Annotated in this window: 22 protein-coding genes; 8 read left to right on the forward strand and 14 right to left on the reverse strand. The window is 61.7% G+C overall.

The features are described 5' to 3' along the window. Positions 1 to 22: 22 nt before the first annotated feature. The 4 genes from QF039_RS11340 to QF039_RS11355 are packed head-to-tail and all read left to right on the forward strand — an operon-like array spanning position 23 to position 3,905. Positions 23 to 790 carry an SDR family NAD(P)-dependent oxidoreductase gene (locus QF039_RS11340; protein WP_307518120.1) on the forward strand — a complete coding sequence of 256 codons (768 nt, stop codon included), beginning with the start codon at positions 23 to 25 and terminating at the stop codon, positions 788 to 790. A gap of 10 nt (positions 791 to 800) precedes the next feature. Continuing rightward, a complete protein-coding gene (locus tag QF039_RS11345) occupies positions 801 to 1,985 on the forward strand; it encodes an acetyl-CoA C-acyltransferase (RefSeq protein ID WP_087693007.1) in 1,185 nt (394 codons plus the stop codon). 9 nt (positions 1,986 to 1,994) lie between these two features. Then, positions 1,995 to 3,122 carry an acyl-CoA dehydrogenase gene (locus QF039_RS11350; protein ID WP_307518123.1) on the forward strand — a complete coding sequence of 376 codons (1,128 nt, stop codon included), beginning with the start codon at positions 1,995 to 1,997 and terminating at the stop codon, positions 3,120 to 3,122. Positions 3,123 to 3,131: 9 nt separating this feature from the next. After that, positions 3,132 to 3,905 (forward strand): enoyl-CoA hydratase, encoded by a 774-nt coding sequence (locus tag QF039_RS11355; RefSeq protein WP_003217608.1) that lies wholly within the window; start codon positions 3,132 to 3,134, stop codon positions 3,903 to 3,905. Positions 3,906 to 4,046: 141 nt separating this feature from the next. Here the strand turns inward: QF039_RS11355 and QF039_RS11360 are convergent, their stop codons facing one another. The 12 genes from QF039_RS11360 to arnC all read right to left on the reverse strand — a co-directional run bounded on the left by QF039_RS11360 (position 4,047) and on the right by arnC (position 17,338). Continuing rightward, complete coding sequence (locus tag QF039_RS11360; protein ID WP_003217611.1) at positions 4,047 to 5,198, reverse strand: acyl-CoA dehydrogenase family protein; 1,152 nt, start codon at positions 5,196 to 5,198, stop codon at positions 4,047 to 4,049. A 3-nt stretch (positions 5,199 to 5,201) separates the two neighbouring features. After that, positions 5,202 to 6,305 carry an enoyl-CoA hydratase/isomerase family protein gene (locus tag QF039_RS11365; protein WP_102604351.1) on the reverse strand — a complete coding sequence of 368 codons (1,104 nt, stop codon included), beginning with the start codon at positions 6,303 to 6,305 and terminating at the stop codon, positions 5,202 to 5,204. Positions 6,306 to 6,429: 124 nt separating this feature from the next. Then, positions 6,430 to 7,146: an HPP family protein gene (locus tag QF039_RS11370; RefSeq protein WP_102369056.1), complete on the reverse strand. Its 717-nt coding sequence runs from the start codon at positions 7,144 to 7,146 to the stop codon at positions 6,430 to 6,432. Positions 7,147 to 7,322: 176 nt separating this feature from the next. After that, complete coding sequence (locus tag QF039_RS11375) at positions 7,323 to 7,502, reverse strand: type VI secretion system contractile sheath small subunit (protein ID WP_256344058.1); 180 nt, start codon at positions 7,500 to 7,502, stop codon at positions 7,323 to 7,325. 521 nt (positions 7,503 to 8,023) lie between these two features. Next, positions 8,024 to 9,646, reverse strand: coding sequence for a glycosyltransferase family 39 protein (locus QF039_RS11380; protein WP_301051154.1), 1,623 nt, complete (start codon positions 9,644 to 9,646; stop codon positions 8,024 to 8,026). Positions 9,647 to 9,649: 3 nt separating this feature from the next. Beyond that, positions 9,650 to 11,029, reverse strand: a complete 1,380-nt coding sequence (locus QF039_RS11385) for a UDP-glucose/GDP-mannose dehydrogenase family protein (RefSeq protein WP_102369058.1) — start codon at positions 11,027 to 11,029, stop codon at positions 9,650 to 9,652. Next, the gene (gene arnF / locus QF039_RS11390) at positions 11,026 to 11,439 is read right to left on the reverse strand and encodes a 4-amino-4-deoxy-L-arabinose-phosphoundecaprenol flippase subunit ArnF (protein ID WP_003217623.1); all 414 of its coding nucleotides are present in this window, start codon (positions 11,437 to 11,439) and stop codon (positions 11,026 to 11,028) included. The genes QF039_RS11385 and arnF overlap by 4 nt, the downstream gene beginning before the upstream one ends. Continuing rightward, entirely contained in the window at positions 11,436 to 11,783 is a 348-nt protein-coding gene (arnE, locus tag QF039_RS11395) for a 4-amino-4-deoxy-L-arabinose-phosphoundecaprenol flippase subunit ArnE (RefSeq protein ID WP_003217625.1), read from the reverse strand. Before arnE ends, arnF begins: the two co-directional genes overlap by 4 nt. Further along, on the reverse strand, positions 11,780 to 13,435 hold the full coding sequence (arnT, locus tag QF039_RS11400) for a lipid IV(A) 4-amino-4-deoxy-L-arabinosyltransferase (RefSeq protein WP_307518135.1): 1,656 nt from the start codon (positions 13,433 to 13,435) through the stop codon (positions 11,780 to 11,782). The genes arnE and arnT overlap by 4 nt, the downstream gene beginning before the upstream one ends. Next, complete coding sequence (gene arnD, locus QF039_RS11405; RefSeq protein WP_023658828.1) at positions 13,432 to 14,316, reverse strand: 4-deoxy-4-formamido-L-arabinose-phosphoundecaprenol deformylase; 885 nt, start codon at positions 14,314 to 14,316, stop codon at positions 13,432 to 13,434. Before arnD ends, arnT begins: the two co-directional genes overlap by 4 nt. After that, entirely contained in the window at positions 14,316 to 16,307 is a 1,992-nt protein-coding gene (arnA, locus tag QF039_RS11410) for a bifunctional UDP-4-amino-4-deoxy-L-arabinose formyltransferase/UDP-glucuronic acid oxidase ArnA (RefSeq protein WP_307518140.1), read from the reverse strand. Before arnA ends, arnD begins: the two co-directional genes overlap by 1 nt. After that, the gene (gene arnC, locus QF039_RS11415) at positions 16,304 to 17,338 is read right to left on the reverse strand and encodes an undecaprenyl-phosphate 4-deoxy-4-formamido-L-arabinose transferase (RefSeq protein ID WP_003217633.1); all 1,035 of its coding nucleotides are present in this window, start codon (positions 17,336 to 17,338) and stop codon (positions 16,304 to 16,306) included. Before arnC ends, arnA begins: the two co-directional genes overlap by 4 nt. A gap of 469 nt (positions 17,339 to 17,807) precedes the next feature. On the opposite strand from arnC, the gene QF039_RS11420 reads away from it, so the two are divergent. From QF039_RS11420 to QF039_RS11430, 3 genes are all read left to right on the forward strand, one after another. Further along, positions 17,808 to 18,596 carry a M949_RS01915 family surface polysaccharide biosynthesis protein gene (locus QF039_RS11420; protein WP_023658829.1) on the forward strand — a complete coding sequence of 263 codons (789 nt, stop codon included), beginning with the start codon at positions 17,808 to 17,810 and terminating at the stop codon, positions 18,594 to 18,596. Positions 18,597 to 18,699: 103 nt separating this feature from the next. After that, positions 18,700 to 19,614, forward strand: a complete 915-nt coding sequence (gene xerC, locus QF039_RS11425) for a tyrosine recombinase XerC (protein ID WP_087692998.1) — start codon at positions 18,700 to 18,702, stop codon at positions 19,612 to 19,614. A gap of 115 nt (positions 19,615 to 19,729) precedes the next feature. Then, positions 19,730 to 19,954, forward strand: a complete 225-nt coding sequence (locus QF039_RS11430; RefSeq protein WP_003217639.1) for a DUF2188 domain-containing protein — start codon at positions 19,730 to 19,732, stop codon at positions 19,952 to 19,954. A gap of 119 nt (positions 19,955 to 20,073) precedes the next feature. Here QF039_RS11430 and QF039_RS11435 read toward each other — a convergent pair whose 3' ends face one another. After that, on the reverse strand, positions 20,074 to 20,931 hold the full coding sequence (locus QF039_RS11435; RefSeq protein ID WP_307518147.1) for an SDR family oxidoreductase: 858 nt from the start codon (positions 20,929 to 20,931) through the stop codon (positions 20,074 to 20,076). Positions 20,932 to 21,030: 99 nt separating this feature from the next. After that, positions 21,031 to 21,303, reverse strand: coding sequence for a DUF2790 domain-containing protein (locus QF039_RS11440; RefSeq protein ID WP_008433423.1), 273 nt, complete (start codon positions 21,301 to 21,303; stop codon positions 21,031 to 21,033). Between the two features lie 229 nt (positions 21,304 to 21,532). Between QF039_RS11440 and QF039_RS11445 the strand changes: the two genes are divergently transcribed. Then, positions 21,533 to 24,454, forward strand: a complete 2,922-nt coding sequence (locus tag QF039_RS11445; protein WP_008433421.1) for a TonB-dependent receptor — start codon at positions 21,533 to 21,535, stop codon at positions 24,452 to 24,454. Positions 24,455 to 24,578: the final 124 nt, after the last annotated feature.

Consider the following 24,578-nt stretch of genomic DNA (forward strand, 5'->3'; position numbering starts at 1 on the left):
CCCATTCTTCAAGGAAACAATGATGCAGATTGAGAACAAGGTTTTTCTGGTCAGCGGTGGCGCTTCAGGCCTCGGCGCGGCAACGGCCGAGATGCTCGTAGCAGCCGGTGCCAAGGTAATGCTGGTGGATTTGAACGCTGACGCCGTCGCGGCCCAGGCGCAAAAGCTCGGCGAGCAAGCCCGCAGCGTGGTCGCGGATATCAGCCAGGAAGCCGCCGCCGAAGCGGCGGTGCAGGCCACGGTTGCGGCCTTTGGTGGTTTGCACGGATTGGTCAACTGCGCCGGTGTGGTTCGCGGCGAGAAAATCCTTGGCAAGAATGGCCCCCACGTTCTGGCCAACTTCGCCCAGGTGATCAACGTCAACCTGATCGGCAGTTTCAACCTGCTGCGCCTGGCGGCGGCGGCTATCGCTGAAACCGAGGCCAATGCCGATGGCGAGCGCGGTGTGATCATCAACACCGCTTCGGTGGCGGCGTTTGACGGCCAGATCGGCCAGGCGGCGTATGCCGCCTCCAAGGGCGCGATCGCCAGCCTGACTCTGCCTGCCGCCCGTGAGCTGGCGCGCTACGGGATTCGGGTGATGACCATTGCCCCCGGCATTTTTGAAACACCGATGATGGCGGGCATGACGCCGCAAGTGCGCGAATCCCTCGCCGCCGGCGTGCCATTCCCGCCGCGTCTGGGCAAGCCAGGCGAGTACGCCGCGCTGGTGCGGCATATCATTGAAAACAGCATGCTCAACGGCGAGGTGATCCGTCTCGACGGTGCCTTGCGCATGGCAGCCAAATAAGGAGATTTTCATGACTGATCCAATCGTTATTGTCAGCGCGGTACGCACCCCGATGGGCGGGTTCCAGGGCGATCTCAAAGGCCTCACCGCTCCGCAACTGGGCGCTGCGGCGATTCGTGCAGCGGTCGAACGCGCCGGTATCGCTTCCGATGCCGTGGATGAAGTGCTGTTCGGTTGCGTGCTGCCCGCCGGCCTCGGCCAGGCGCCGGCACGCCAGGCGGCGCTGGGTGCTGGCCTGGACAAGTCCACGCGCTGCACCACCCTCAACAAGATGTGCGGCTCGGGCATGGAAGCCACGATCCTCGCCCATGACGCGTTGCTGGCAGGCAGCGTGGAGGTGGTCATCGCCGGTGGCATGGAAAGCATGTCCAACGCGCCGTACCTGCTGGACCGTGCCCGCAGCGGCTATCGCATGGGCCACGGCCGGGTGCTCGACCACATGTTCCTCGACGGCCTTGAAGACGCCTACGACAAGGGCCGCCTGATGGGCACCTTTGCCGAGGACTGCGCCGAGCACAACGGCTTTTCCCGCGAGGCCCAGGACGCGTTCGCGATTGCGTCCCTGACCCGTGCGCAACAGGCGATCACCGACGGCAACTTCATCGCCGAAATCGTCCCGGTGCAGGTCACCGTGGGCAAGGAACAGAAAACCATCATCCACGACGAACAGCCGCCGAAAGCCAAGCTGGACAAGATCGCCACCCTGAAGCCGGCCTTCCGTGAAGGCGGTACGGTGACGGCAGCCAACTCCAGTTCGATTTCCGACGGTGCGGCGGCGCTGCTGCTGATGCGCCAGTCCGAAGCGCACAAGCGCGGGCTCAAGCCTCTGGCGGTGATCCATGGCCACGCGGCGTTTGCCGATGAGCCTGGCCTGTTCCCGGTAGCGCCGGTGGGGGCGATCCGCAAGCTGATGAGCAAGACCGGCTGGAACCTCGACGAAGTCGACCTGTTTGAAATCAACGAAGCCTTTGCCGTGGTCAGCCTGGTGACCATGAGCAAGCTGGAGATTCCCCACAGCAAGGTCAACATCCACGGCGGTGCCTGTGCCCTGGGCCATCCGATTGGCGCGTCCGGCGCGCGGATCCTGGTGACCCTGCTTTCGGCCCTGCGCCAGAAAGGCCTCAAGCGTGGCGTTGCAGCTATCTGCATCGGCGGCGGTGAAGCCACGGCCATGGCCGTTGAATGCCTGTACTAAGGAACACCTATGCTGCCGAATGACGAACAACTGCAAATCAGCGAAGCCGCCCGGCAATTTGCCCAGGAACGCCTTAAACCGTTCGCTGCCGAGTGGGACCGCGAGCATCGCTTTCCCAAGGAAGCCATTGGTGAAATGGCCGAGCTGGGCTTTTTCGGCATGCTGGTCCCGGAGCAATGGGGCGGCTGTGATACCGGCTACCTGGCCTACGCCATGGCCCTGGAAGAGATCGCTGCCGGTGACGGCGCCTGCTCGACCATCATGAGCGTGCACAACTCCGTGGGCTGCGTGCCGATCCTCAAGTTCGGCAATGATCAACAGCGCGAGCAGTTCCTCAAGCCCCTGGCCAGTGGCGCGATGCTCGGTGCGTTTGCCTTGACCGAGCCCCAGGCCGGTTCCGACGCCAGCGGCCTGAAAACCCGTGCCCGGCTGGAGGGCGATCACTACGTCTTGAATGGCTGCAAGCAGTTCATCACCTCCGGGCAAAACGCCGGGATCGTGATTGTGTTTGCAGTCACCGATCCGGCTGCCGGCAAACGCGGCATCAGCGCCTTTATCGTGCCCACCGACGCGCCGGGCTACAGCGTTGCGCGGGTCGAGGAGAAGCTGGGCCAGCATGCTTCCGACACCTGCCAGATCCTGTTTGAGGATGTGCAGGTGCCGGTGGCCAATCGTTTGGGCGAGGAGGGCGAAGGCTACCGGATCGCCCTGGCCAACCTCGAAGGCGGGCGTGTCGGCATTGCTTCGCAAGCGGTAGGCATGGCACGGGCGGCGTTTGAGGCGGCCCGGGACTACGCCCGCGAGCGGGAAAGCTTTGGCAAGCCGATCATCGAGCACCAGGCCGTGGCCTTCCGCCTGGCGGACATGGCGACGCAAATCGCCGTGGCGCGGCAGATGGTGCATTACGCCGCCGCCCTGCGTGACAGCGGCAAGCCGGCGCTGGTGGAAGCGTCCATGGCCAAGCTGTTTGCTTCGGAAATGGCCGAAAAGGTCTGCTCGGCAGCCTTGCAAACCCTCGGCGGTTACGGTTACCTGAGCGACTTTCCCCTGGAGCGGATCTACCGCGATGTGCGGGTCTGCCAGATTTACGAAGGCACCAGCGATATTCAACGCATGGTCATTTCACGCAATCTCTGAGGAGTCTCTATGAGTTACGAAAGCATTTTGCTGGACGTGCAGGGCCGGGTCGGGCTGATCACCCTCAATCGCCCGCAAGCGCTGAACGCCCTGAACGCGCAACTGGTCAGCGAGCTGAACCAGGCGCTGGACAGCCTGGAAGCCAACCCGGAAATCGGCTGCATCGTGCTAACCGGCTCGAAAAAAGCCTTTGCCGCCGGTGCCGACATCAAGGAAATGGCCGAGCTGACCTATCCGCAGATCTACCTCGACGACCTGTTCAGCGACAGCGATCGCGTGGCCAACCGCCGCAAGCCGATCATTGCGGCGGTCAACGGGTTTGCCCTGGGTGGCGGCTGTGAACTGGCCTTGATGTGCGACTTCATCCTGGCGGGTGACAACGCCAAGTTTGGCCAGCCGGAAATCAACCTCGGCGTGCTGCCGGGCATGGGCGGCACCCAGCGCCTGACCCGCGCCGTGGGCAAGGCCAAGGCCATGGAAATGTGCCTGACCGGGCGCTTTATCGATGCGGTGGAAGCCGAGCGCTGCGGGATCGTCGCGCGCATAGTGCCGGCGGATGAGCTGTTGGACGAAGCACTGAAGGTCGCGACCCTGATCGCCGGCAAGTCGGTGCCCATCAGCATGATGGTCAAGGAAAGCGTCAACCGCGCGTTTGAAGTGAGCCTGTCCGAAGGCGTGCGCTTTGAGCGCCGGGTGTTCCACGCGGCGTTTGCCACGCTGGATCAGAAGGAAGGCATGGCGGCGTTTGTGGCCAAGCGTGCGCCGGAGTTCAAGGACAAGTAAACACTGTCCTGAAACGCTGAAGATCAAAAAATGTGGGAGCGGGCTTGCTCGCGAAGGCGGTATTACAGTCACCCGATGTATCGACTGATCCACCGCCTTCGCGAGCAAGCCCGCTCCCACATGGGTTATGCGAAATACCTGTTACAGCTGGTAGTTTTTCAATTCTCTGGCAATCACCATCCGCTGAATCTCGCTGGTGCCCTCGTAAATCTGGGTAATCCGCGCATCCCGGTAGTAACGCTCCACCGGGTAGTCCTCCAGATAGCCATAACCCCCATGAATCTGCATGGCTGAAGAGCACACCTTCTCGGCCATTTCCGAGGCAAACAGCTTGGCCTGGGAGGCCTCCGACAGGCATGGCTTGCCCGCACTGCGCAATCGGGCGGCATGCAGGATCAGCAGGCGCGCCGCATTCAGGCGGGTTTGCATGTCGGCCAGCAAGTTGGCCACGCTCTGGTGCTCGATGATCGCCTTGTCGAACTGCACCCGGTCACGGGCATAGGCCAGCGCGGCCTCAAAGGCGGCACGCGCAATACCCAGCGCCTGGGCGGCAATCCCGATGCGTCCGCCTTCGAGGTTGGACAGGGCGATGGCCAGGCCCTTGCCGCGTTCACCCAGCAGGTTGGCTTCCGGCACGGTGCACTGGTTGAGGGTGACGGCACAGGTGTCCGAGGCACGAATGCCCATCTTGTGTTCGGTACGGTCCACCACGAACCCCGGGGTGTTGGTCGGCACCAGGAACGCCGAGATGCCTTTCTTGCCCAGGTCCGGGTCGGTCACTGCAAACACGATCGCCAGCTTGGCGCGCTTGCCGTTGCTGACAAACTGCTTGGCGCCGTTGATCACCCACTGGCCGTCCCGCAGTTCGGCGCGGGTGCGCAGGTTGTGCGCTTCGGAACCGGCCTGGGGTTCGGTAAGGCAGAAGCAACCGATGGCCTGGCCGCTGGCCAGTTCCGCCAACCAGGTTTCCTTTTGTGCTTGTGAGCCGTAGTTTAGGATTGGCCCGCAACCCACTGAATTATGGATACTCATCAGTGCGCCGGTAGCGCCGTCGCCAGCGGAAATCTCTTCCACTGCCAGGGCGTAGGCCACGTAGTCGACGTAGGTGCCGCCCCATTCTTCGGGCACCACCATGCCCAGCAAACCCAACTCGCCCATCTTGGCGACCAAAGCATCGTCGATCCAGCCGGCCTTTTCCCAAGCCTGGGCGTGGGGGGCGATTTCGCCACGGGCAAAGTCCCGCGCCATGTCGCGGATCATCACTTGTTCTTCTGTAAATTCAATATCTTGCATGACTTAGTTCCCGTTCTTGTCGAAGTCGCGGAAGAAGCTTTCGACATGATCAGCCTCCAACGCCTGCAGGGTTGGAGGGTTCCAGCGAGGGGTTTTGTCCTTGTCGATCAGCAGGGCGCGGACGCCTTCGATCAGGTCGCCACGGGCAAACCATTGGCGGTCCAGGTGCAGTTCCAGGGCAAAGCATTGCTCCAGCGGCAGGTGGCGCCCGCGACGCAGCATCTGCAGGGTCACGGCCATGGCCAGGGGGGAGCGCGTCTGCATCAGGCTGGCGGTGGTCAATGCCCAGTCATGGCTGTCGGCGACGGTGACTTGCTGCAATTGCTCGACGATGCTCGGCACGTCCGGCAAGGCAAAGAAGTGATCGATGGCTGGGCGTAGCGCCGCCAGGGGGGCGTCGGGCAATTGTTGCACCGCGAGGCTGGCCAGCAGGCCTTGCAGGTCCTTGAGGGGAGAATCGTGCCATTCCAGGCGGTCCAGGCGCTGGTCGAGGTCGGCGAGCCGGGCGCTGTCGAGGTACCAGTCCGCCAGGCCGCAATACAGGGCGTCGGCGGCACGAATCTGCACGCCGGTCACCCCGAGGTAGATCCCCAGTTCCCCGGGAATGCGCGGCAGGAAATAGCTGCCGCCCACGTCAGGGAAATACCCGATGGCCACCTCGGGCATTGCCAGGCGGCTGCGGTCGGTGACCACCCGCAGGTCGGCGCCTTGCACCAGGCCCATGCCACCGCCAAGGACGAAGCCGTCCATCAGTGCCAGGACCGGTTTGCGATAGTTGTGAATGGCGAGGTCGAGGGCGTATTCCTCGACGAAGAAGTCTTCGTGGAGGGTGTCGCCGCTCTTGAAGCTGTCGTACAGCGAGCGAATGTCGCCGCCGGCGCAGAAGGCTTTTTCACCGGCACCGCGCAACACCACGGCATGCACCTGGGGATCCTCCGCCCACGCCTGCAAATGCCGGCTGAGGCTGCGGACCATGTCCAGGGTGAGGGCGTTAAGGCCTGCGGGGCGATTGAGGGTCAGGTGGCCAATATGGTTGCGTACGTGCGCCAGGACCTCGTCTTGCACAATCCCGGCGCTGCTTGCCTCGGATGAAACCTGAGCAGTCATCTCTAACTCCCTGCTTTTATTGTTCTTTATCAAGATGTTCGCGGGCGAACCATCTCGCGATCGTACCAGTGCAAATTTGCCCAGTACAAGTCGAAATCATGCAGGTCGTTTTTGCATTTTTGCCTTATGGAGGAGGCTGGCCCTGGTGCTGGAAAACCGCGCCGATGGTGCGCCGCCGGGCATACCGCTCGCTGGCCTGGATCAGCTCTTCCAGTTCCTGCGGGGTAACGTCCAGGAACTGCTCGCGCTCGGCGAGGGCCTGCTTGAGGTCCTCGGCGCTGATCCCGGGGTTTTCGGTGGCGATTGGCATAAAGATCGGCGCAGCCGGTTCGCGGGTGCCCTTGGGGTAACGCGTGCGCGTGGCGTTGTTGTAGGCCAGCGCGCAGGCCAACAAGGCCGTGGCTCCCAGCATGACTGCGGCAAGTTCGTGCCAGCCCATGGCAATCGAGGCGGGGTCAGCCAGCACCAGGCTCATGGCCAGGCCGCCCGCCGGTGGATGCAGGCAGCGCAGCCAGCAGATCAGGATCACGGTCATCCCGGCAGCCAGGCATGCGCTGCCCAGCGTTCGGCCCAATACCCGGGCCACCAGCAGCGCAACAATCCCGGCACACAGGTAGCTGCCGATGATCGACCAGGGCTGGGCCAGCGCGCCGGAGGATACGGCAAACAGCAGCACCGCCGAGGCTCCCAGCGGGCCTATCAGGTGCAGGGCCACCTCGGTGCCGAACACCTGGGCGCACACCCAGACGCTGAACAGTGTGCCCAGGGCCATGCCGATGGCGGCACGACTCCATTCGGCAGGGCGGGTATTGATGGCAGCGGGTAACCAGCGAGCGAGCATTGACAGACGATCCGTGAAAAGCGGGCGAAAAAAAAGGCTTGCCTGGTTTCCCGGAAAAGCCCTTTAAAGAAGTTCCTGCATTTGGGGGAGGAACCTGCGCAGTGTGCCAATCGATGAAGACTGCTGCCAATGCATATTAATGCAGGTCAAGTGCAGTATTTTTGCAGTAAAACGTGTCAGCCAAACGGTATCAGGCGGGTTGGCGGTGGCATGGGGTTGCTGATCTTGCCCAGCACACGGTCATCGGTTTCCTCGTTGATCAGCAGGTTTTGTACATTTTCCCGCAGCGATGGATTGTTGGCCAATGGCCCCTTGAGCACCACCAGTGCATCACGCAGTTCCATCAGCCGATCCAGTTTTGGCAGCGGGATGTAACCCGCATTGACTCTGTCGCGGGACAAAGGCGCGACAGCGTCAGAGGTTGAAGGCTCGGGCAATCGACGGTCGGACACAAAACATTCCTCTAAATGAAATAAACGGCAGCGCTGAATGCTGTTTAAAAGGTCTTTATTGTTATTTCGACTGTTCGTTTAAGCGGGGCATGTCTTGATTGATGGCTTGCTGCTACGTTCGTCGAGTTTCTTTCGAAAGTAACAGGAATGCCTTACACCGCACCTTTGGAACTTCTGAAAATAGTTAAAAGGTATTAAATAATTAACTCGCTTGGCAGGCGAGTCTACAGTCGAGGGCTAGGGGCGGGAAGAGGGCGTCTTATCGGTAGCAGCGTATAGATGCGTAGGATGTTTCTCGATAGTTGCTACGCTAAAAGTTTCGAAGTTGAATGGGCAAAGAAGTTTCTTACATACACTTGGATTTATAACTACTGAATGTACTGGCGCGGGATAAGCGGTTGGTTCCGCTTATCCCGCGCCCTGTATCAAGGTTGTGCGGGTTTGATCAAATGCAGCAGTACGTAAGGGTTCTTGTCGAACTGGCCGGTCAGTACCGGCTGCAGTGAACGAAAACGCGGGTCGCTCAACGCTTCATAGTCCGACTGGCTCATGATCAGCCATGCAGGAGCCTGGATCGGCGCCAGGTCGGCAGGCAACTGGGTAAACAACGGCACCCGGTCGCAATCGAGGTTGACCATGAACTTGATGGCTTTTGCGTCCTTGCCCAGTGCGTGCAGTACCAGCGGCGCCGGTTGTTGCTGGGTCAGCGCATGGGCCTGGAGGGTAAAGGTGCGCGTGTCATACAACCGGCGCTCCAGCGGCTCGACCATCACGATATACGCCAGCCACACCGCCAACACCGCGGCGAAGGCCGGGCCCACGTAGCGAAGCCGCCGGTTGAACAGCAAGCCCAGTACCAGTACCTGGAGCGCGATCAGGATCCCGAACACCGGATTGAGGCTGCCAATCTGCTCGGGGAAGCGGTGACGCGCCACGAACAAGCCTGCGATCAGCAGCCCCGGAATGACCGTCCACAACCCCAGCATCAGCCAGCGCAGCCCGGCGAACAGTCTGCCTCGCGACACCTGGAACGGATACGCGGCGATGATTGCTGCCAGGGGCAGCATCGGCAGCACATAGCGCGCTTTTTTCGCCTGGGGCACCGACAAGCCGATCATCACGATCAAGCCGGCGGCGAGGCAGTACAGCACCAGTTTCAGCGCCGGGCCCTTGTCCTCGCGGCCACCGGCGACAATCGCAATCAGCGCGAGTATTGCCAACGGATACGCCGGCGCGTAGTTGCCCAGCGAACTGCTGAAGTAATACAGCGCGCTGCCGGAGCCTTCGGTGCCGTCCATGCGACCCAGGAACTGCATGCGGATCACGTCCTGCATGAACGTTTCACCGCCACTGAGCTTGGCCAGCAGCAACAGCAGGCCCACGCACGCCGCCAGTAACGCCAACGCCAGCAGGCCGAAACTGAAGAGCTGGCGCCATTGCCGGTTGATCAGGTAATAGCTGCACAGCATGCCGGTGGGGATCACCAGGCCGATCGGCCCACGGATCGCGAACCCCACGATCAGCAGCGCAAACAGCCAGTGCAGGCGCTTGCCGGCGCCGAAGTGGTCGTGGGCGTAACCCAGGTAGAAGACTGTCAGGGCCACTGCCGCCAGCATCTGGTCGAGGGACACCGCGCGGGTTTCGCTGATGAAGGTACTGCTGAGCAGCATCACCGCGATGCTCAGCAGTGCCCAGCGCCGGGAGTAGGGCGCGGTCAGCCGGTAGAGCAGCACCACGATCAGCGCCGAAGCGATGGCCGTGGGCAGCCAGGCCGTCAGGCTGGTGACCTGCCCCAGGGGCACCGACAGCAGCCAGGTCAGCAGCGTCGAGGTGGCCAGGTAATCGGCATAAGGTTGCCCGTACGTGGTCGGGAAGAACCCCGGCCCGTGGCGCAGCATCTCCTGGGCGAACAGCACGAAGCGCGAGTCAAAGCCGATGATTGCCTGGTTCCAGTTGCCCGCGACAAACAGGATCAGGGCCAGCAGCCCCAGGATCCATGAGTGTCGGCGGATCGTCGGGCTGAGCAGGGGCCGATGAGCTTTGTCCACGTCTCAGGCTTCCTCGGCCTGAGGCGCCCAGTTTTGCTGGGGGATCGGCAAGTTGCAGGAATCGCCGCGGCCCATCGGGAAGTACTGGATGCCTTTGCGTGCCAGGCGTTCGCCGTCGTACAGGTTGCGGCCGTCGAAGATCACCGGGGTTTTCAGGCGTTGCTGGATCAGGTCGAAGTCCGGTGCCTTGAACTGTTGCCATTCGGTGCAGATGATCAAGGCGTCAGAGCCACTCAGGGTGGATTCCGGGGTGCCCATCAGCATCAGGCGCGGGTCGTCGCCGTAGATGCGCTGGGTTTCCTGCATGGCTTCCGGGTCAAACGCACGTACATTGGCGCCGGCGGCCCACAAGGCTTCCATCAGCACCCGGCTTGGCGCATCGCGCATGTCGTCGGTGTTGGGCTTGAACGCCAGGCCCCACAAGGCGAAGGTCTTGCCACGCAGGTCGCCCTTGAAGAATGCATTGGCGCGTTCGAACAGCTTGCTCTTCTGGCGCTGGTTGATGGCTTCCACGGCCTCCAGCAGGTCGCTGGAGCAGTTGGCGGCCTTGGCGCTGTGGATCAGGGCGCGCATGTCCTTGGGGAAACACGAGCCGCCATAACCACAGCCCGGGTAGATGAAGTGGTAGCCGATACGCGAGTCGGCACCAATGCCCAGGCGCACGGCTTCGATGTCGGCGCCCAGGTGTTCGGCCAGTTCGGCGATCTGGTTGATAAAGCTGATCTTGGTGGCCAGCATGCAGTTGGCGGCGTACTTGGTCAGTTCGGCGCTGCGCAGGTCCATGAAGATGATGCGGTCGTGGTTGCGGTTGAACGGTGCATACAGCTCACGCATCACCTCGCGCACTTCTTCACGTTCGCAGCCGATGACGATCCGGTCCGGGCGGCGGCAGTCGGCAACGGCCGAGCCTTCCTTGAGGAATTCCGGGTTGGAGACGATATCGAACTCCAGGTGGCGGCCGGCAATGCGCAGGGCTTTTTCCATGTGCGCACGCAAGGTGTCGCCGGTGCCTACGGGTACGGTGGATTTTTCCACGAGGATCACCGGGTCGATACGGTGGCGAGCCACTGCATCGCCCACGGACAGCACGTATTTCAGGTCGGCCGAGCCGTCTTCATCGGAGGGGGTGCCCACGGCGATGAACAGCACTTCGCCATGTTCGACGGCGAGTTTTTCATCATAGGTAAACGTCAGGCGTCCGCCTTCGAGGTTTTCCTTGACCATGGCCGCCAGCCCCGGCTCGAAGATGCTCACGTGGCCCTGTTGCAGCAGCTTGACCTTGTTCTCGTCAACGTCCATGCAGATGACATCGTGACCGACTTCGGCCAATACGGTGGCCTGCACCAGACCGACGTAACCACTACCAAATACACTGATTTTCATGGGGCATTCCTGGGACTTGTGGTGCTAGCACGACGAGAGTTGATAGTCAGGACTCCGAGGATGACCAAGGCCACTCCCGCAGTTTTTGAAAGCGAAAAATGTTCGTTAAACACCGGCAGGCTGGCGGCCAGCAGGTAGACCAATGCGTAGCTGATGCTGAGCAGCGAGTAGGCACGGCCCAGCGGCAGGTCTTTCAGTGCGCCAAGCCAGCAGAGCATCGACAGGGCATAGGCGATGATCGCCAGGATCACCACGCCCAGCGCGCCGAGGTCGATGGCACCCGTGTCGAGTGCTGTCAGCCATTCAGCAGGCAGTGGCAGGCGCGTCATGCTCCAGCGCATGCCCAACTGGGCACCGCTGACCAGTGCCACGCTGCCCAGGGCCAGGGCAAAACCGCGAGCGCGACTCATACCTGGCGCCCCAGCAGCACCACACCGGCAATCACCAGCAGCACGCCGAACCAGTGGCGACCATCGATGTGTTCATGGAACACAAAGCGCGCCACCAGGGTGACCAATACAAAATTGAGGCTCAGCATCGGGTAGGCGATGCCGACTTCCAGGCGTTGCAGCACCAGCAGCCACACCAGCAAACCCAGGCCCAGGCACACCAGCGCCGACCACAGCCACGGCGAGCGCAGCTTCAGGGCCCAACCGTCGGGCTGGTCACGCCAGCCTTCCACGGCAAACTTCTGGGACACCTGGCCCATGCAGGTCAGCAGGCAGGCACCTAACAACAGCAACAGAGTGGTCATGGCGCGCTCTGCGGGAAGATCAGAATCACGATATTGCCCTGCTCGTAACGCTTGCCGTCTTTGGGCAGCAGGTCCACTTCCTGGCGTTCGTCGTCACCCTTGACCCGCATCACCACGCCCACCGAGCCTTGCTTGCGCGCCTCGCTCATCCATTGCTGGACGCTGGCGGCATCGATCTTGCGGTAAGCGGTGTCCGGGAAGGCGATGCCGTATTTCACTTCGCCAACGGTGTTGTAGAGCATCACTTCAGGACGCTGCAGGCGCCATGACAAGGCCGATGCGGCGCCGAGGTCGTTGCTCAGCAACGCAGTGGTCGGCTGCAGCTCCTGGAGGTGGTCGATGATGAACTGGTCGGGGGTCTTGTTATAAACCACCGAGTGCGGCAACGCGGCCGGCACCAGCGCCACCAGCAACCAGCTGCCGATCACCGGTGCGGCCCACATGTGCAACGGGCGGGCGGCTTGCAGCAGGTTGGCGATGATCCAGCCGAACAGGAAGATGAACACCAGCACCAGGCTGAGTGTTTCCTGGCCGTGCTCGTACACCGGTTTTTTCAGCTGGAACCAGGTCAGGGCCAGCAACGCCAATACGCCAATGACCAGATTCACCCAGCCGTTGATGCGCAGCACGCGGCCACGGGCCTGGGCCAGTTTGTCGGCGAGGGTATGCCCCATCAGCAGCGCCAGTGGCAGCAGGCAGGGCATGATGTACGACGGCAGCTTGCCCTTGGCCAGGCTGAAGAACGCCAGCGGCATCAGCAGCCACAGCAGCAGGAAGGCGACCTTGCTGTTGCGTTTTTCCAGCCATGCCTGCTTCACGGTGGACGGCAGCAACGCCATCCACGGCAGGGTGAACGCAACCATCAGCGGCAGGTAATACCAGAAGGGCTCGGAGTGCTGGGCGTCGTCGCCGGCAAAGCGCTGGATGTGCTCGTGCCAGAAGAAGAAATTCCAGTAGTCCGGTTCCTGGGCATGGACCATCAGCGCCCAGGGCAGGCTCACGACAATCGCCACCACCACGGCCACCAGGCCATAGGTGAGCAGTTCACGAATGCGTTTTTGCCAGAGCACGTAGGGCAGGGCGATCAGCACCGGCAGCAACCAGGCAAGGAAACCCTTGGTCATGAACCCCATGCCGCAGGCGAACCCGAGCAAGGCCCACGACCACAGCCGGCCGCGGGTGGTGGTGCTGTCGAAGCAGAACCACAGCGCCGCCCCGGTCAGGTTGACCCAGAAGGTGAACTGCGGGTCGAGGTTCGCATAGCCCGCCAGGAACGCGACGCTCACAAAACTCATGTACAGCACGGCGCTGACCAGGTTCTTGCGCGGGTCGTTCCACAAACGCCGGGCCACGAAATACACCAGCAGGATGCTCAAGCCGGTGCTCAAGGCCGAGGCAAAACGCACGCCGAACAGGTTCTGCCCGAAAATCGCCTGGCCCAGCGCGATCATCCAGTACCCGGCCGCCGGTTTCTCGAAGTAGCGAATCCCCATGAAGTGTGGCGAGGCCCATTTGCCGGTCAGCAGCATTTCCTGGCTGATCTGCGCATAGCGGGTTTCGTCGGGGATCCACAGGCCGTGGGTGGCCAACGGGATCAGGTAGAACACCCCGAAGGCCAGCAGGAGCAGGGGCAGGGCCCAGCGCCGGATCATGCCTTTTGCACTCCGAGCCAGCCTTCACGGCCGCTCAACGCACCACGCACCAGCTGTTGCTGGGGCAGGGTGGTGAGGTCGGCGGGTAACAGGTCGCCCAACGGTTTGAACGCGATGCCGCGCTGCCCTGCCTGGGCGAGCAACTGGCGAAAATCATTGGCCATCAGAATCCCTTCTACTTCTGCGTGGATCGTATAGACGTTGAGCTTCGACGGCTTGAAGCGGTCGAGGATGTAGCTATTGAAATCCTTGGCGGCCACCACCGGGCCCACGACTTCGTCGAAGGTCGGCATGTCCACCGGAATTTGTGGTGTGCCGGCACTGCCATCCGCCAGGGTCGGCCGGAACAGGCTGGTACCACGGCAATCGCTGTTGTAACGGAAATTGAACTGTTGCTTGGCTTGCACCACGCGCTCATCGGCACGCCAGCCCGCGGCGGCTGAGCAGTCGATGGGTTCACCGAGGATGTCGCTCAAGGTGTCGACGCCACGGCGAATCTGCTCGATCAGCTGTGCATCGCTCCAGCGCCCGGTGTTGGCTTGCCAGCCGTGATGATCCCAGGCGTGCAGCCCGACTTCATGCCCGGCGGCCTTGGCCTGGCGCATCAGGTGCCCCAGGTCGCGACCGATGGGTTTGCCCGGCCACGCGGTGCCGGCCAGCAAAATGTCCCAGCCGTACAAACCGGCAGCGTTGGAGCGCAGCATCTTCCACAGGAACTGCGGGCGGATCAGGCGCCACAAGTGGCGCCCCATGTTGTCCGGCCCGACGCTGAAGAAGAAGGTCGCCTTGACCCCGGCTTCATCAAGCGACTCCAACAACCTTGGCACCCCTTCGCGGGTGCCTCGGTAGGTGTCGACGTCGATGCGTAGACCCGCTTGCATCAACGCTTGTCCGCGATTTCGAGCATGGCTTCACGCAGGAAGAAATCCAGGGTGTTGCCGATGGTTTCGCTCATCTCCACGGTAGGCTCCCAGTTCAGCAGGCGCTTGGCGTTGTCGATGCTTGGCTTGCGGTGCGCCACGTCCTGGTAACCGGTGCCGTAGAACGCCTTGCTTTCCACGTCGCGGAAACCGGCAAACGGAGGGAAGTTGCTGCGCAGCGGGTGAGCTTCGAACTGACGCAGCAGTTCTTCGCCCAACTGACGGATGCTGGCTTCGTTGTCCGGGTTGCCGATGTTGATGATCTGGCCGTTGCAGTTGTCGTTGTCGTTATCAATGATGCGCGCCAGGGCTTCGATACCGTCGGCGATGTCAGTGAAGCAACGCTTCTGCTCGCCACCGTCGAACAGACGGATCGGCGTGCCTTCCACCAGGTTCAGGATCAACTGGGTGATGGCGCGGGAGCTGCCGATACGGGCCGAATCCAGGCGGTCGAGGCGCGGGCCCATCCAGTTGAATGGACGGAACAGGGTGAACTTCAGGCCCTTGTCGCCGTAGGCCCAGATCACGCGGTCCAGCAGTTGCTTGGAGACCGAGTAGATCCAGCGCTGCTTGTTGACCGGGCCCACCACCAGGTTGGAGGTGTCTTCGTCGAAGTACTGGTCCTGGCACATGCCATACACTTCGGAGGTCGACGGGAAGATCACGCGCTTGTTGTACTTCACGCAGTAGCGAACCAGTTTCAGGTTCTCTTCGAAGTCCAGTTCAAATACGCGCAGCGGGTTGCGGGTGTATTCGATCGGGGTGGCGATGGCCACCAGCGGCAGGACCACGTCGCACTTCTTGATGTGGTACTCGATCCACTCGGAGTGGATGCTGATGTCGCCTTCCACATAGTGGAAATTCGGGTGGCTGCGCAGGCGCTCGATGGCGTCGGAGCCGATGTCCAGGCCGTAGATTTCGTAGCGGTCGTCACGCAGCAGGCGCTCGGACAGGTGGTTACCGATGAAACCGTTCACGCCCAGGATCAGCACGCGGGTACGACGGGGCTTGCGGCCGGACTCGGCGCCGCGCAGTACGGAACCGTCCACCAGGCCCAGTTCATCAGCCAGGGATGGGCCGGCCAGGTACAGGCCGTTCTCGTTGCGCTGGCCGGACTTGACCACCAGGGAGTCTTCACCGCAGGCGATGCGCAGCGGGTTGACGCTGATCACGCGGCCTGGCGCCAGGCCTTCGTTGCCCTTGACGACTTCGGCGTTCCAGACGATCAGCTTGTGCTCGCCCACGGCGCAGAAGGCACCCGGGTATGGTTGGGTAACGGCACGAACCAGGTTGAACAGCTCTTCAGCCGGTTTTTTCCAATCCAGTTTGCCGTCTGCGGCGGTGCGACGACCGAAGTAGGTGGCCTTGCTTTCGTCCTGGGCGGTTTCGGTCAGCTTGCCTTGAGCCAGTTGCGGCAGGGCATCGCGCAGCAGGTTGGTGGCGGCGTCACGCAGTTTGGCGTGCAGGGTCAGGCCGGTGTCGGTGCGCTCGATCACGACTTTCTGCTGGGCCAGGATCGCGCCGGCATCGGCACGCTTGACCATGCGGTGCAGGGTCACGCCGGTTTCGGTTTCGCCGTTCACCAGCACCCAGTTGGCCGGTGCGCGGCCACGGTATTTAGGCAGCAGGGAGCCGTGCAGGTTGAACGCGCCTTTCTTGGCGGTGGCCAGCAGGGCTTCGCTCAGCAGGTTGCGGTAGTAGAACGAGAAGATGTAGTCCGGGTTCAGCTTGGCGATGCGCTCGATCCACAGCGGGTGGTTGGCGTCTTCCGGGGCGTGCACCGGGATGCCATTGCGGGCGCACAGCTGGGCGACGGAACCGTAGAAATTGTTTTCCTTGGGATCATCGGCATGGGTGAACACGGCAGCAATTTCGTAACCCGCATTGAGCAGGGCTTCAATGCCAGCACAGCCAATATCGTGGTAAGCGAAGACAACAGCGTTTGAATTCATGACGAAACCTGATCGGAAGGAGAAGTAGAGGTGTGGGAGGACGTCAGGCCGTCGACCGTAAAGGTCTCGGCCGGTGCTGCCGGTTGGTTGCGCAGCACTTTTTCGATAAAGAACCGTGGGCGGGCCCGCACATCGCTGTACATGCGGCCCAGGTATTCACCCAGAAGGCCCATGCCGATGAACTGGCCACCGGTGAACACAAACAATACGGCGAACAGCACGAACATGCCGTCGCCGGCCCAACCGGAACCGAAAGCGATACGCAGCACGATCAGTGCAAAGGCGAAGAGCATACCCAGGGCCGCCAGGCTGAAACCGACGATGCTCAACAGGCGCAATGGCGTGGTGGTCATGCAGGTCAGCAGGTCGAACATCAGGCTGATCAGGCGCATCGGGCTGTATTTGGATTCGCCGTGTTCACGCTCGGCGTGATGCACCAGGATTTCCGTGGTGTGGCGCGCAAAACTGTTGGCCAGGATCGGGATAAAGGTGCTGCGCTCGCGGCAGGCCAGCATGGCGTCGACGATGGTGCGGCGATAAGCACGCAGCATGCAGCCGTAGTCGCTCATGGCCACGCCGGTGGAGCGTTGCACGGCGAGGTTGATCAGGCGCGACGGCCAGCGGCGAAAGGCCGAGTCCTGGCGGTTGTTGCGCACGGTGGCAACCACGTCGTAGCCCAGGGCGGCCTGTTCGACCAAACGCGGGATTTCTTCCGGCGGGTTTTGCAGGTCGGCGTCCAGGGTGATCACCACGTCGCCCCGGCAATGCTCGAAGCCGGCCATGATTGCGGCGTGCTGGCCGTAGTTGCGGTTGAGGATCACCGCCACCACGTTGCTGCCTTCGAGGGCGGCGGCGTCTTCCAGCAATTGCGCGGAGTTGTCGCGGCTGCCGTCGTCCACCAGGATGATTTCGTATTCGTAAGCCAGTTGTTTGCAGGCGGCCATGGTGCGGCGCAGCAGTTCAGGCAGGCTTTCTTGTTCGTTGTAGACCGGGATAACGATCGACACGCAATGAATTGGATAGGGTTTCAAAGATTCATTACCTCGGGGGTTAGAGCAACTTGGAGCGTAAAGACAGCAGTTATCGTCAGCCTCGGATGCCGGGCATCCGATCAAAAATAGCGTTGATTTGTGGCATTCATTCGACAGTCCTGACAGGTCACAGTGGGTCTTCCATGGCTTTCGTGAGTAAAGACCAAAATGCTCAAAGGTAAAGCGGAATCAACGAGTTAACCTGCAAAGTACGGTTCGTTCTCAAGTCGTTCCGCCAAGATTAAGCGCAAAAATGTTCAACGAATATGAAACGCAGATGAAAAAGTCGTTTTTTTGGCAGGTAGACAGCTAGGGTTCAGGTAAACAGCAGAAGTACGGACAACGCCGTGCCGATGAGGGGAGAAGGGCCGGTAGGCTTTTTCCGCGCGCGGGCTGGTTCCTGAAGAATCTTCTCTGCAATGCCGCGCAAGTGCCGGTAAAGTAAGCCATCTCTTGCCAGGGCAGTCGGATGAATAGCGTGCAGCGTTTACGGCCAATGTTGATGGTGTTGTTGATGACGGTGGCCTGGGCCACGAGTGTGCGGGCCGATGACGGCGTGGCACTGACGTCCATCGACCAGGTGCCCGATGGCGTAGAAGTGCGGGGTAAACAGGTCGGCGCCTTCGTCTGGAGCGACAAACAGGGCAAGAACCTGTTGGTACTCGCAGAGCAAGTCAGCGAACGCGACGACGACGGTGCGCAGTCGGCCTTTGTCTACGCCGCCCAGTACCTGCTCGACGGTGACCGGCCCAAGCGCCTGTGGATGCTCTACGACGACGTGCAGCATTGCGAGTTCGATGCCGGCGCGCACTTCAACAGCGACGCCACCCGGGTCACCGACCTGCTGGGCGATGGCATCAGCCAGGTCACCGTGGGGTATAGCCGCACCTGCACCAGTGACGTCAGTCCCAATGATTTCAAGCTGATCATGCACATCGGCAAGTCGCAGAAGTACCGCCTGCGCGGCATCGACCGCTATGGCGCCAGCTGGTGGGATGAAGACGCCGGCGCCCTGCAGGGCATGCCGTTGCCCAAGGATTGCAGCATCGCCGCCCAACAGGCGCTGGTCAGCCAGTACAAGGAGCAGGGTACCGAGCTGCCGCTTCCTGGCTGTTACGGCGACGAAGAAGATTTTGCCAAGGCGCCCAAACCGTACCTGGAGTTCATGCGCCAGCACTGGTTTGCCTTGATGCAGAAGCAGGACACCGACTGGAGCCAGCAGCAGACGCCAGCCCCGGCGGAAGACGATCAGGAATAGCCCCGGGGATTGACCTGCGCTAGACTCGGCGCTCGCCAATTCACTAAATATGTCGATTAAACAGATGGTTAGTCGACATATTTAATCCAAAGGCTGATCTACCTTGACTGAGTCTACCCGCAACCCGCTGACCCTCTATCTCACCCGCCTGGCGCCCTCCAGCCAGCTGACCATGCGCTACGTGCTGCAGGACGCTGCCGACCGCCTGGGCTTTGAAGACATCAACCTCGAAGACATCGACTGGCACCTGCTGCAGCCCGAACACGTCATGGCCCTGGTGGCGGTGCTGCGGGAAGACGGGTATGCGCCGAACACCTCATCGCTGTACGTCAACGCCGTGCGCGGGGTGATGAACGAAGCCTGGCGCATGAGCCTGATCAGCCAGGACCACCTGCTGAAGATGCGTTCGGTCAAGGCCATGGCCGGCACCCGCCTGAGCCAGGGGCGCAACCTGCGGCGTACGCTGATTCGTGAGTTGATGGAAGTCTGCGCCGCCGATCCGCGCCCGCAGGGCCTGCGGGATGCGGCGGTGATCGGGATCCTGTATGGCTCGGGCATGCGCAAGTCGGAATCGGTGAACATCGAGCTGGGCCAGGTCAACTTTGACGAGCGCAGCCTGCAGGTTACCGGCAAGGGCAACAAGCAATTGATCAAGTACGCACCGGCCTGGGCCTTTGCCAAGCTGGAGGCGTGGCTGGCGTTTCGCCGCAGCCAGTTGAAACCGGGTGAGCAGGACGATGGTTTCCTGTTCAACCGGATTCGCCGGGGCAGCCATATCACCCGCGAGCGCATCACCAAACACGCGATTTACTACATCGCCCGCCAGCGTGGGGAACAGGTCGGCGTGAAAATCATGCCCCATGATTTCCGCCGTTCGTTTATCACGCGGGTCATTGAAGAGTACGACCTGTCGATCGCCCAGAAGCTGGCGCACCACACCAATATCCAGACCACCGCCACCTACGATGTGCGCGACGACAATGAGCGGCGCAGGGCCGTGGATCGGTTTGACCTGTAGGGCCGCCCGTAACCTGGCCCGCCAACTGCCTTGAACTCTGCCCGGCAGCCGCGCTCGCAATAGTAGGGCGCGGGTTTTGCCGCGTGCCGTGTTTATTCAGTCGAAGGAGCAGACCATGGATACCTACAACATCAACAAGACCGGCACCGGTTGGGCGTTGACCAAGCAGGGCTCGGCACGGCCGTCGAAAACGGCAGAGACCAAGGAGGCGATCGTTGAGTTGGCGAAAGAGTTTCTCAGCGACAAGACGGCGTCGCTGAGGATTCACAGCATGGATGGGCGGATTCAGGAGGAAAGAACCTATCCGCGCAAGGCTGACCCGACACGATCTCCGGGCTGACCGAGTCCCAAATGTGGGAGCGGGCTTGCTCGCGAAGACGTTGGATCAGTCACAGATGCATTGCCTGACACTCCGCCTTCGCGAGCAAGCCCGCTCCCACACTGGATTTGCATTCGACCCTAGAGAATCGGCTTGCCGCCCGTCACCGCATACCGCGAGCCCGAGATGTAACTCGCCTCATCCGACGCCAGCAACACATAGATCGGCGCCACTTCAGCCGGCTGGCCGGGGCGGCCCAGCGGTGTCTCGCTGCCGAAGCTGTTCACGTCTTCGTCCGGCATCGTCGAGACAATCAACGGCGTCCAGATCGGCCCCGGCGCCACGCTGTTCACGCGGATGCCCTTGCTGCCCAGCAGTTGCGCCAGGCCACCGGTAAAGTTCGCAATCGCGCCCTTGGTGGCGGCGTATGCCAGCAACGTTGGCTTGGGCATATCGGAATTCACCGAGCTGGTATTGATGATCGACCCGCCGGCCTTCATATGCGGCAGCGCCGCCTTGCAGATGCGAAACATCGCGGTGATGTTGATATCGAAGGTCTTGACCCATTCCTCGTCGGGTATTTCTTCGAGGGTCTCGTGAGTCATCTGGAATGCGGCGTTATTGACCAGCACGTCGATCCGCCCGAACTGCTCGACGGTCTGGTCGACAATCGCCTGGCAGTTGGCTTTTTGCGCGAGGTCGCCGGGCAGCAACAGGCATTGGCGGCCGGCTTCTTCCACCCAGCGTGCGGTTTCCTTCGCGTCCTCGTGTTCGTCCAGGTAGGCGATAGCCACATCGGCACCTTCGCGGGCAAAGGCAATCGCCACGGCGCGGCCGATACCGCTGTCGGCGCCGGTGATCAGGGCGATCTTGTTGGCCAGGCGGCCGGAGCCGGTGTAGCTCTTCTCGCCGCAGTCGGGATAGGGGTCCATCTTCTTCTGCGAACCGGGAACGGATTGGGCCTGGCTGGCGAAAGGTGGGCGTGGGTAGTCAGTCATCTCAATCTCCATAGATCACAACGGGTTCTATGGATTAGTGATTTTCAGCTGCCGGATAGTTGTAATCGATGCCGGCCGAGCCCGACGAATGGTTTGCGCTCAACCGTGCTGGCAGGCATCGCCCAGGCGCATGTAGTCCAGTTCATGACGCACCCCGTGGCTGTCGATGTAGACCATGTGACCCTTGACCGGCCCGCACTCGGTGGAGGATTCGGTACTGACGCGCACCACCTTGGCGATGTCCAGGTCCTGGGAATAGTCGTACGCCTCGCTGGCGGGGGCGTTGGCACTCACAGTGGGTGCCGGGGTTTCGCCCTGGGCGAAGGCAAGTGTGCTGAACAGGCCCAGCACGGCGATAAGCAGATAACGCATGAGAACCTCCGACACCACGAAGGTGGTGGCTTGACTGTGGGGTTCATTCTACAAAGCGCGTGGCGCGGGGATGAACGCTTGCGGGCCAATAGAAGACATCAGCCAAATCGATGCAGCAAGCCTCTTATAACCGGTTATAAACTCATAGCATCTTCGCCTAAACGCAGCCCTATAAATATCCGTCTGCCGTTGCTCATCCCTGTAGACACATACAACAGGGAGTTCCTCGATGTTTTTATTCAAACAACAACTACCAAGGCTGACGCTGGCGGCGGCGCTGGCGATGGGCGTGTGCACGACATCGGTGATGGCCCAGGAAGCGGCCGGCCAGGTGTTCACCTTCGATATCGCTGGCGGCCCGCTTGATACGGTGCTGCTGGATATCTCCCGGCAGACCGGGGTGATGATTTCGTTCAATCAACAGTGGGTGCAGGGCAAGCGCAGTGCCGCCATCCGCGGCGATTTGGGTAGCCTGCAAGCGGTGGACAAGGCGTTGCAGGGCAGCGGCCTGCAAGTGAGCGACAGCGAACAGGGGCTGACGGTGCATCCAGCACCCGTGACGTCCACCAGCGTCGCACCGGCCGAGGGCAAAAGTACTGATTACCGCCTGGAAAAAGTCACGGTGACCGGCTCGGCGATTCGCCGGGTGGACGCGGAAACGGCAGTGCCGGTGACCATCCTGCGGGTCGAGCAATTGCGCGAGCAGGGTGTGAGCACCACCGAGGAGTTGATCAACCGCATTTCGGCCAACCAGTCTGCCGTTGGCTCCGGGCGTTCGGTGGGTTCCAGCAGCGGCGGTGCGGCGTATGCCGACTTGCGCGGGATTGGCGCGAACAAAACCCTGGTGCTGCTCAATGGCCGGCGCCTGAGCAACAACGCCGTCAACACCACCAACGGTTCCGGGGTGGACTTGAACACCATCCCGTTCGCCGCCATCGACCGCGTGGAAGTCCTGCGCGATGGCGCCTCGGCGCTGTACGGCACCGATGCGATTGGCGGGGTGATCAACTTCATTACCAAGACCAGCCTCACCGGTGGGCAACTTTCCACCAACTACGATTCGCCCACACGCTCCGGCGGCGGCGACAGCCATAACTTCAGTGGCAGCTACGGTTTCGGCGACCTTGAAGAGGACCGCTTCAACGTGTTCGGCGTGGTCAGCTACGACAAGCAGACGCGCCTGGCGGCCAAGGACCGTGACTTCACCTACAACTACCAGCCCGGTCGCGGCCTGGATTTCACCTCCGGCACCGCCGCGCCGGCCAACTGGAGCCAGGGCAGCAACGCGACCAACCCGCTGGCCGGCTCCGGTTGCAATTCCCCCGGGCTGCTGTCACGCAATGGCATCTGCCGCCAAAGCCTGTGGAGTTACCTGGACCTGGTGCCGGAAACCGAAAAAACCTCGGCCTTTGCCAAAGCCACCGGCAAGCTGGCCGATGACCATACCGTCAGCCTCGAATACTTCTGGGCGCGCAACGAAAACCGTACGCAGATTGGCCCAGGCACCCTGATGGGCGCCCAGGTCAATCCGGGTACGCCTTTCTATCCGGGCAACGGTATCACCCCGGGCCCCACGGGTTTCGCCCTGGACCCGACACAACCGGTAGACGTGAACTGGCGTGAAACCGATGCCGGCGCGCGCAAGCACGAAGATGACAACACGAGCCAGCGGCTGCTGCTGAGTTTCGAAGGTAATGTAGCGAACTGGGACTACAACGTCGGCGCGTCCTACAACCAGAACAAAGTGGTGCAAACCATTCTTGACGGCTATGTAAACGACCAGACCATCAGCCAGGGGATTGCCAACGGTGTGATCAACCCGTTCGGGCCCCAGAGTGAAGCGGGCAGGGCGTTGCTCGCCTCCAGCCGCGTGGATGGCGATTACGCCACTGCCGTGGGCCGAGTGAAGAGTATCGACGGGCGCGTAAGCCGTGAAATCGGCGACTGGTTCGGTGCGGGGCCGACGGGCCTGGCGCTGGGCGGTGAATATCGCAAGGAGGATTTCCACCAGGATTTCGCCCAGTTTGCCGAGACCGTGCAGAGTCTGGGCGTAGACCCCAATGGCGCGGTGCGCGGCAATCGCAGCGTGTCGGCCGAGTACGCCGAGGTCAACGTGCCGGTGCTCGAAAGCCTGGAACTGTCTGCCGCCGTGCGTCATGACAAATACAGCGACTTTGGCAGCACCACCAACCCGAAATACTCGTTCCGCTTCCAGCCGTTCAAGGAACTGGTGGTGCGCGGTGCCTACAGTGAAGGCTTCCGTGCGCCGTCGCTGTACGAGTTGTACAACCCGACCTACACCAGCTACACCGTGGCCAACTACAACGACCCGCGCCTGTGCCCGGGCGGCACCCCGGCCAATGGCGGGATCGGCAACCGCGACTGCGCCCAGCAGTTCCGCCGGCAAAGCGGGGGCAACGGCAGCTTGAGCCCGGAAACCGCACGTAACGTGACCTTTGGTTTCGTGTTCCAACCGATCGAGCGCCTCAGTGCCGGCCTGGATTTCTGGTGGATCACCATCGCCAACCAGATTGCCGAATTTCCTGAGTCGTCGGTATTCGATGACCCGGATGCCTACGGCGACCGCCTGATTCGCAAGGCGGATGGCTCCATCGATCACATCGTTACCGGCCTTGCCAACCTGGGTAAGACCAAGACCAACGGCGTGGATGTGAGTTTCGACTACCGCTTCCCGAGCACCGCCATCGGTGACTTCGGCATCGGCCTGCAAGGCACCTACGTCAACGAATACAAATACCAGCAGGAGCTCAAGGGCGACTACATCGACAAACTCGGTGATTTTCGTGGCGGCGAGTTCTCCACCGCGGGCGCCGTTGCACGCTGGCGCCATAGCCTGACCGGCACCTGGGCCCGCGGACCGCTGGGCGTCAGCCTGACCAACCGCTACACCAGTGGCTATCACGACTCGGACCCCGACACCCACGACTCCGTAGGCTCCTACAACGTCTGGGACCTGGCGGGTACCTACAACTGGAGCAAGTCCCTGGCCGTCACGCTGGGCGCGAAAAACCTGTTTGACCGCGCGCCGCCGTTCAGCAACCAGACCTATGCGTTCCAGAGCGGGTACGACCCGAAATACGCCGACCCGTTTGGCCGCATCCTCTATACCCGGGTCAGCTATAACTTCTGATTGTTCATCAGCGTCAGACACTGCGCTATAAAACCGACGGATCCGCTGCGCCTCGCAGGTGCAGCGGGTTTTCGCCTGTCCATAACCTTATTCCAAAACGGTATTTCCAGGCTTTTCATAAGAC

Source organism: Pseudomonas sp. W2I6 (assembly GCF_030815935.1).
Taxonomy (GTDB): Bacteria; Pseudomonadota; Gammaproteobacteria; order Pseudomonadales; family Pseudomonadaceae; genus Aquipseudomonas.

What these genes read in the sequence shown, in the direction of transcription:
- QF039_RS11340 (WP_307518120.1), top strand. Translation starts at nt 23, where the DNA reads ATGCAGATTGAGAACAAGGTTTTTCTGGTCAGCGGTGGCGCTTCAGGC.
- QF039_RS11345 (WP_087693007.1), top strand. Translation starts at nt 801, where the DNA reads ATGACTGATCCAATCGTTATTGTCAGCGCGGTACGCACCCCGATGGGC.
- QF039_RS11350 (WP_307518123.1), top strand. Translation starts at nt 1,995, where the DNA reads ATGCTGCCGAATGACGAACAACTGCAAATCAGCGAAGCCGCCCGGCAA.
- QF039_RS11355 (WP_003217608.1), top strand. Translation starts at nt 3,132, where the DNA reads ATGAGTTACGAAAGCATTTTGCTGGACGTGCAGGGCCGGGTCGGGCTG.
- QF039_RS11360 (WP_003217611.1), bottom strand. Translation starts at nt 5,198, where the DNA reads ATGCAAGATATTGAATTTACAGAAGAACAAGTGATGATCCGCGACATG.
- QF039_RS11365 (WP_102604351.1), bottom strand. Translation starts at nt 6,305, where the DNA reads ATGACTGCTCAGGTTTCATCCGAGGCAAGCAGCGCCGGGATTGTGCAA.
- QF039_RS11370 (WP_102369056.1), bottom strand. Translation starts at nt 7,146, where the DNA reads ATGCTCGCTCGCTGGTTACCCGCTGCCATCAATACCCGCCCTGCCGAA.
- QF039_RS11385 (WP_102369058.1), bottom strand. Translation starts at nt 11,029, where the DNA reads ATGAAAATCAGTGTATTTGGTAGTGGTTACGTCGGTCTGGTGCAGGCC.
- arnF (WP_003217623.1), bottom strand. Translation starts at nt 11,439, where the DNA reads ATGAGTCGCGCTCGCGGTTTTGCCCTGGCCCTGGGCAGCGTGGCACTG.
- arnE (WP_003217625.1), bottom strand. Translation starts at nt 11,783, where the DNA reads ATGACCACTCTGTTGCTGTTGTTAGGTGCCTGCCTGCTGACCTGCATG.
- arnT (WP_307518135.1), bottom strand. Translation starts at nt 13,435, where the DNA reads ATGATCCGGCGCTGGGCCCTGCCCCTGCTCCTGCTGGCCTTCGGGGTG.
- arnD (WP_023658828.1), bottom strand. Translation starts at nt 14,316, where the DNA reads ATGCAAGCGGGTCTACGCATCGACGTCGACACCTACCGAGGCACCCGC.
- arnA (WP_307518140.1), bottom strand. Translation starts at nt 16,307, where the DNA reads ATGAATTCAAACGCTGTTGTCTTCGCTTACCACGATATTGGCTGTGCT.
- QF039_RS11420 (WP_023658829.1), top strand. Translation starts at nt 17,808, where the DNA reads ATGAATAGCGTGCAGCGTTTACGGCCAATGTTGATGGTGTTGTTGATG.
- QF039_RS11430 (WP_003217639.1), top strand. Translation starts at nt 19,730, where the DNA reads ATGGATACCTACAACATCAACAAGACCGGCACCGGTTGGGCGTTGACC.
- QF039_RS11435 (WP_307518147.1), bottom strand. Translation starts at nt 20,931, where the DNA reads ATGACTGACTACCCACGCCCACCTTTCGCCAGCCAGGCCCAATCCGTT.
- QF039_RS11440 (WP_008433423.1), bottom strand. Translation starts at nt 21,303, where the DNA reads ATGCGTTATCTGCTTATCGCCGTGCTGGGCCTGTTCAGCACACTTGCC.
- QF039_RS11445 (WP_008433421.1), top strand. Translation starts at nt 21,533, where the DNA reads ATGTTTTTATTCAAACAACAACTACCAAGGCTGACGCTGGCGGCGGCG.